Origin of the sequence: Vibrio sp. NC2 (assembly GCF_025195005.1) — a bacterium.
In the GTDB taxonomy this organism is placed as follows: Bacteria; Pseudomonadota; Gammaproteobacteria; order Enterobacterales; family Vibrionaceae; genus Vibrio; species Vibrio splendidus.
Genome location: NZ_JANVFC010000039.1, coordinates 1 through 5,858, shown reverse-complemented (window position 1 = coordinate 5,858; position 5,858 = coordinate 1). Strand labels below are relative to the sequence as shown.

Below are 5,858 nucleotides of genomic sequence, written 5' to 3'. Positions count from 1 at the left end.
GACGTGCCATCTAAGTATTGCTTAGCAATGATACATTTTAGCTCTCGGCTATATTTGGACATAAAAAGACCCCCAATAATTGGTGTCCAACTATTGGGGGTCAGTTCATTATGATCGGCTTTTTTGATCCTTGCATTCACCCCGCTCGTAAAACTTCTCTAACCACGAAGAATTAGGGTATAGAACGATGACTAGAGTACAAAAAGGAATGAATGTTAACTATCTAGGTCGCTTGGGCAAGATATTGGTTATCGATGAGCAAGAGCAGTTCGCTTTATTTGAGTCTTACAATAGTCATAAGCAATATGCGGTTCCATTGGAAGAACTTGAAGAGATCGAAGCGCAATTACCTTTATCATTAGAATCGAGTCGATATTGAAACCCGGAGTTATATCTAACAGGATCAAAAAAAGAGCCAACCGGCTCTTTTTTAATATATAGCTGTCTACTTAGCTTCTATTTACTTACTACGTTTTACTGCAAGGTGAGCTAGCGTGGTTAAAGCCTGCTTATATTCTGAATCAGGAAGTACAGAAAGCTCAGCAATGGCTTTATCTGCTTCTTCATAGGCTTTATTTGTTGTGTACTCTAACGAGCCTGTCTCTTTCATAACAGCCATAATGTCGTCGAGACGCTCCATACCATTGGCTTTTTCAATCGCTTCTCGAATCATGCTGGTTTGTTCAGGAGAACCATTGTGCATTGCGTAAAGTAGAGGCAGTGTTGGTTTGCCTTCGGCAAGATCGTCACCAACGTTCTTACCCATCTCTTTACCATCAGCAGTGTAATCCATCACATCATCAATCAATTGGAATGCAGTGCCTAGGTATTTACCGTAGTTTTGCATAGCCGTTTCGATTTCAGGTGATGATTCGCTAAGAATTGCACCGATTTGCGTTGCAGCTTCAAACAAGCGAGCGGTCTTCGAGTAGATGACCTGCATGTAACTTTCTTCTGTGGTGTCCGGGTTATTACAGTTCATTAATTGTTGAACTTCACCCTCGGCAATCACGTTAACTGCTTCACTCATTAACTCAAGGATCTTTAAGGATCCTAGCGTTGTCATCATCTGGAACGAGCGAGTGTAGATAAAGTCACCCACCAAAACGCTAGCGGCATTACCAAAAGCTGCGTTGGCTGTCGCTTTACCGCGTCTCATGTCCGACTCGTCGACGACATCATCATGGAGAAGGGTAGCTGTGTGAATAAACTCGATAAAAGCTGCAGAGGTGATATGAGCTTCACCTTGATAACCAAGTGCACGAGCAGATAAAAGAGCAAGCAAAGGACGTAGGCGTTTGCCACCACCGCTAACGATATAAAAACCAAGCTGGTTGATTAAACTTACGTCAGAATTAAGTTGGGCTTGAATTGTTTCATTCACTTTTGCCATATCATTGGCAGTAAGCGTTTGGATAGCTTTAAAATCCATTGTTCATCCGGCTGAAGTTAGACCCTGTAAGGCTTATACGTTGTATTCAATTGTTGAATAATACACTAAAAAACGTTGATTAATACATCACTTAAAGGCATCATTGCCGCACTTTTCTTTGGCGAACATGTTTTCGCCAATATTTTAAAAATATGGCTTGTCATAGCGGCATGATTCCCGTAGAATCTGCGCCCTATTGATTAGTTTAGCGCACACCCGAGTTGTAGAATTAACAACCATAGGCTGTGCGGAAAAAGCGGAGTAAAATATGTACGCTGTTTTCCAATCTGGTGGCAAACAACACCGAGTAAGCGAAGGTCAAACACTTCGTTTAGAGAAATTAGACGTTGAAACTGGTGCAACTGTAGAATTTGATAAAGTTCTTCTTGTTGCTAACGGCGAAGAAATCGCTGTTGGTGCACCTCTTGTTGAAGGTGGCAAAGTTACTGCAGAAGTAGTACAACACGGTCGTGGCGATAAAGTAAAAATCGTTAAGTTCCGTCGTCGTAAGCACTCGCGTAAGCAAGCTGGTCACCGTCAGTGGTTCACAGAAGTGAAAATCACTGGCATTAACGCTTAAGTATTAGGAGAGTTTAACAATGGCACATAAAAAAGCTGGCGGTTCTACTAATAACGGCCGCGATTCAGAAAGCAAACGTCTTGGTGTTAAGCGTTTTGGTGGTGAATCTGTTCTTGCAGGTAACATCATCGTTCGTCAACGTGGTACTAAGTTCCACGCTGGCACAAACGTTGGCATCGGTAAAGACCATACTCTTTTCGCTCTTACTGAAGGTAAAGTGAAATTTGCAGTAAAAGGTCCTAAAAACCGTAAGTTTGTAAGCATCGAAGCTGAGTAATTTAATCTTTTATTAGATTATTTATACTAGCTTTCAAGCTGAATTCAAAAGCCCTGCCGATTCGGCAGGGTTTTTTATTTATAGCGAGAATAAAAAAGTAGACGCTCTTGTTTTGGTTTTGAGAAGCCGTTTTATTTTTGAGAAACAGTTTGGTTTTATTAAGAAGCCGTTTGTTTTTTAAGATACAGAAAGCAAAGAACCTCTCCTTATTTGTTCCTTGGTTGCAGATCGATCTAGATCTTAGGTGATCGATCTAAACACGGATCTGCTAGAATTTATATCACTCCTTGATGAGTGGTAACGCAACGTAAGTGCGGAGTTAAAAAATGAAATTCGTTGATGAAGCATCAGTAAAAATAGAAGCCGGTGATGGCGGTAATGGTACAGTAAGCTTTTGGCGCGAAAAATTCGTCGCTAAAGGTGGTCCTGACGGCGGTGATGGCGGTGATGGTGGTGATGTTTACATTCAAGCGGATGAAAACTTAAACACACTGATCGATTACCGTTTCCAACGTTTTTACAATGCTGAGCGTGGCGAAAATGGCCGCGGTGGTAACTGTACTGGTAAACGTGGTAAAGATATGACAATGAAAGTACCAGTAGGTACTCGCGCTGTTGATATCCACACTAATGAAATCGTTGCTGAAGTTGCTGAGCATGGCAAGAAAGTCATGGTTGGTAAAGGTGGTTGGCACGGTCTTGGTAACACGCGTTTTAAGTCGTCTGTTAACCGTGCTCCTCGTCAAAAGACAATGGGTACTAAAGGTGAAGTTCGCGAACTACGTTTAGAGCTTCTTCTGCTAGCGGATGTTGGTATGCTTGGCTTGCCAAACGCTGGTAAATCTACGTTTATTCGCTCAGTATCTGCTGCAAAACCAAAAGTGGCTGATTACCCATTTACTACGTTGATCCCAAGCTTGGGTGTAGTGAGTGTGGTTCCTGAAAAGAGCTTCGTCGTTGCCGATATCCCTGGCTTGATCGAAGGCGCAGCTGATGGCGCTGGTCTTGGTATTCGATTCTTGAAGCACCTTGAGCGTTGTCGCGTTCTTCTGCATATGATTGATATTTTGCCGATCGATGGTTCTGATCCTATCCAGAATGCACTGACGATCATCGATGAGCTTGAGCAATACAGTGAGAAAGTTGCACAGAAACCTCGTTGGTTAGTGTTCAATAAAGTTGACCTAATGCCTGAAGAAGAAGCTGACGAAAAGATTCAAGAAATCGTCGAAGCTTTAGGTTGGGAAGGCGAGTACTTCAAGATCTCTGCTGTAAACAAGATCGGTACCAAAGATCTTTGCTTTAAACTGGGTGAGTTCATGGAGAACCTACCTCGTGAAGTGGAAGCAATTGAAGAAGAAGAAAAAGTTAACTTTATGTGGGATGACTACCATAAAGATGCGATGGCCGGTAAGAATGTCGTTACTGAAGATGACGACGACTGGGATGATTGGGATGACGAAGAAGATGACGGTCATGTTATCTATGTTCGTGATTAATCATCCTCGTAGTTTTTTATAAGCACTTTGGTCGCTTTTTCTAAGATACGCTGATAGTCTTATTAAACCGCAATGAAAATTGCGGTTTTTTTGTATCTAAATCATGACGTCTTGCCGTTTTTTATGCAAAATTTATCTTTAGATAATTAACGCCTATGGGAAGGAAATCATGGCATCAAAACAAAGAGCGATCTCAAGGTTAGTCGCTCAATCAGGACAAATGTTATTAGCTCATGGCGCCGAGAGTACATTGGTCGGTGACATTATGCGCCGTATCGGTATTGCTTGTGGGGTGAATGAGGTTGAAGTTGCACTGTCAGCCAATGCGTTGGTTGTGACAACAGTAATGGATGATCACTGCATAACGACGACTCGAAGTTGTGCTGATCGTGGCATTAATATGCAGGTGATAACCGAGATTCAACGCGTGTGTATCATGATGGAGAAAGGGATTCTTGATTATGATTTAGCTTATAAGAAGATCCAAGGGATCAGTCCTGAACGCTACAACCGTTGGTTAGTTGTCGTAATGATAGGGCTATCGTGTGCTTCTTTTAGCCGTCTTGCTGGCGGAGATTGGCATGTCTTTATGATGACGTTTATAGCTTCGGCTTGCGGTATGATTGTGAGACAAGAGATCGGTCATCGCCATTTCAATCCGTTATTAAATTTCGCTATTACCGCTTTTGTCACCACCACCATTTCAGCTCAGGCAGTGCTCTACAATATTGGTGGTCAACCCACTATCGTGATGGCTTCGTCAGTATTGATGCTAGTGCCCGGTTTTCCTTTGATTAACTCCGTAGCAGATATGCTTAAAGGCCACATTAATATGGGTCTCGCACGCTTCACCATGGCCAGTTTATTAACGTTGGCTACAAGCTTAGGTATTGTCGCAGCTATGAGCCTATCTGACGTATGGGGGTGGGTGAACTAATGACTATTTTTGAACTTTTTGTTGGGTTACTCAACGACATGTTTTTTGCTGCGATTCCTGCGGTTGGTTTTGCATTGGTGTTTAACGTCCCGCAACGAGCGTTGATCTATTGTGCTCTCGGAGGATCCATTGGCCACGGTAGCCGTTACTTAATGATGCATTTCGGCATTCCCATTGAATGGGCGACGTTCTTTGCTGCTACATTGGTAGGCATGATAGGGGTGCATTGGTCGCATCAATTGTTAGCACACCCGAAAGTATTTACGGTTGCAGCCTTGATTCCGATGGTCCCTGGCGTGTTTGCCTTTAAGGCGATGATTGCCATGGTTGAGATTAACCGAGCAGGATACAACCCAGAACTATTGGCATTGTTGATGGAGAACTTTTTGAAATCGATGTTCATTATCGCAGGGCTTGCGGTTGGCTTAGCAGTGCCTGGGCTGTTATTCTACCGTCGTAGACCTATCGTCTAGCTTCAACTTCATTTTCAAGTAAGGACAGGACTTTCGATTTATGATCATCAGCATGATAGCGGCAATGGCAAACAACCGTGTAATTGGTAAAGACAATCAGATGCCTTGGCATTTACCTGCAGATTTCGCATGGTTTAAACGCTCAACTATGGGCAAACCTGTCGTGATGGGGCGTAAGACTTACGATTCAATTGGTCGCCCTTTACCGGGGAGGCTGAACGTTGTAATCAGCCGCGACGAGAGTTTAGAAATCGAAGGTGTAACGACGGTAACTTCGATTGAAAAAGCACTAGAGCTGGTTAGTGATGTTGATGAAGTGATGATCATCGGTGGCGGTTCAATCTATGAAAGCTGCTTACCAAAAGCGAACAAGTTATACCTGACTTATATCGATTTTGATGTGGATGGTGATACTCAATTCCCAGACTGGGGAGAAGGTTGGAAGCAGAGCTTTAATGATATTTATCAAGCGGATGAGAAAAACAAGCACAATATGGAGTTTGTGGTTCTCGAGCGTTAACGGTGGTTATTAAGAGTTAGGCTCTGAAAATGCTTGCGTTACTGTGCCTAGCTAGCGCAAGCTTCTCGTATCTCGTATCTCGTATCTCGTATCTCGTATCTCGTATCTCGTATCTCGTATCTCGTATCTCGTATCTCGTA

Annotated in this window: 8 protein-coding genes; 7 read left to right on the top strand and 1 reads right to left on the bottom strand. The window is 42.9% G+C overall.

Features of this window, described 5'->3' with window-relative positions:
* The first annotated feature begins 187 nt into the window (after positions 1–187).
* Positions 188–379, top strand: a complete 192-nt coding sequence (locus tag NX845_RS23270; protein ID WP_009847833.1) for a hypothetical protein — start codon at positions 188–190, stop codon at positions 377–379.
* 81 nt (positions 380–460) lie between these two features.
* Here the strand turns inward: NX845_RS23270 and ispB are convergent, their stop codons facing one another.
* A complete protein-coding gene (gene ispB / locus NX845_RS23265) occupies positions 461–1,432 on the bottom strand; it encodes an octaprenyl diphosphate synthase (protein WP_004735906.1) in 972 nt (323 codons plus the stop codon).
* A gap of 268 nt (positions 1,433–1,700) precedes the next feature.
* Between ispB and rplU the strand changes: the two genes are divergently transcribed.
* The 6 genes from rplU to folA all read left to right on the top strand — a co-directional run bounded on the left by rplU (position 1,701) and on the right by folA (position 5,718).
* Positions 1,701–2,012, top strand: a complete 312-nt coding sequence (rplU, locus tag NX845_RS23260; protein WP_004740823.1) for a 50S ribosomal protein L21 — start codon at positions 1,701–1,703, stop codon at positions 2,010–2,012.
* A gap of 19 nt (positions 2,013–2,031) precedes the next feature.
* Positions 2,032–2,289, top strand: coding sequence for a 50S ribosomal protein L27 (gene rpmA, locus NX845_RS23255; RefSeq protein ID WP_004735905.1), 258 nt, complete (start codon positions 2,032–2,034; stop codon positions 2,287–2,289).
* A gap of 326 nt (positions 2,290–2,615) precedes the next feature.
* Positions 2,616–3,788, top strand: coding sequence for an Obg family GTPase CgtA (gene cgtA / locus NX845_RS23250; RefSeq protein ID WP_009847831.1), 1,173 nt, complete (start codon positions 2,616–2,618; stop codon positions 3,786–3,788).
* Between the two features lie 169 nt (positions 3,789–3,957).
* On the top strand, positions 3,958–4,725 hold the full coding sequence (locus NX845_RS23245) for a threonine/serine exporter ThrE family protein (RefSeq protein ID WP_004735903.1): 768 nt from the start codon (positions 3,958–3,960) through the stop codon (positions 4,723–4,725).
* A complete protein-coding gene (locus tag NX845_RS23240) occupies positions 4,725–5,198 on the top strand; it encodes a threonine/serine exporter family protein (protein ID WP_260257205.1) in 474 nt (157 codons plus the stop codon). Before NX845_RS23245 ends, NX845_RS23240 begins: the two co-directional genes overlap by 1 nt.
* 40 nt (positions 5,199–5,238) lie before the next feature.
* Entirely contained in the window at positions 5,239–5,718 is a 480-nt protein-coding gene (folA, locus tag NX845_RS23235) for a type 3 dihydrofolate reductase (protein ID WP_260257204.1), read from the top strand.
* Positions 5,719–5,858 lie beyond the last annotated feature (140 nt).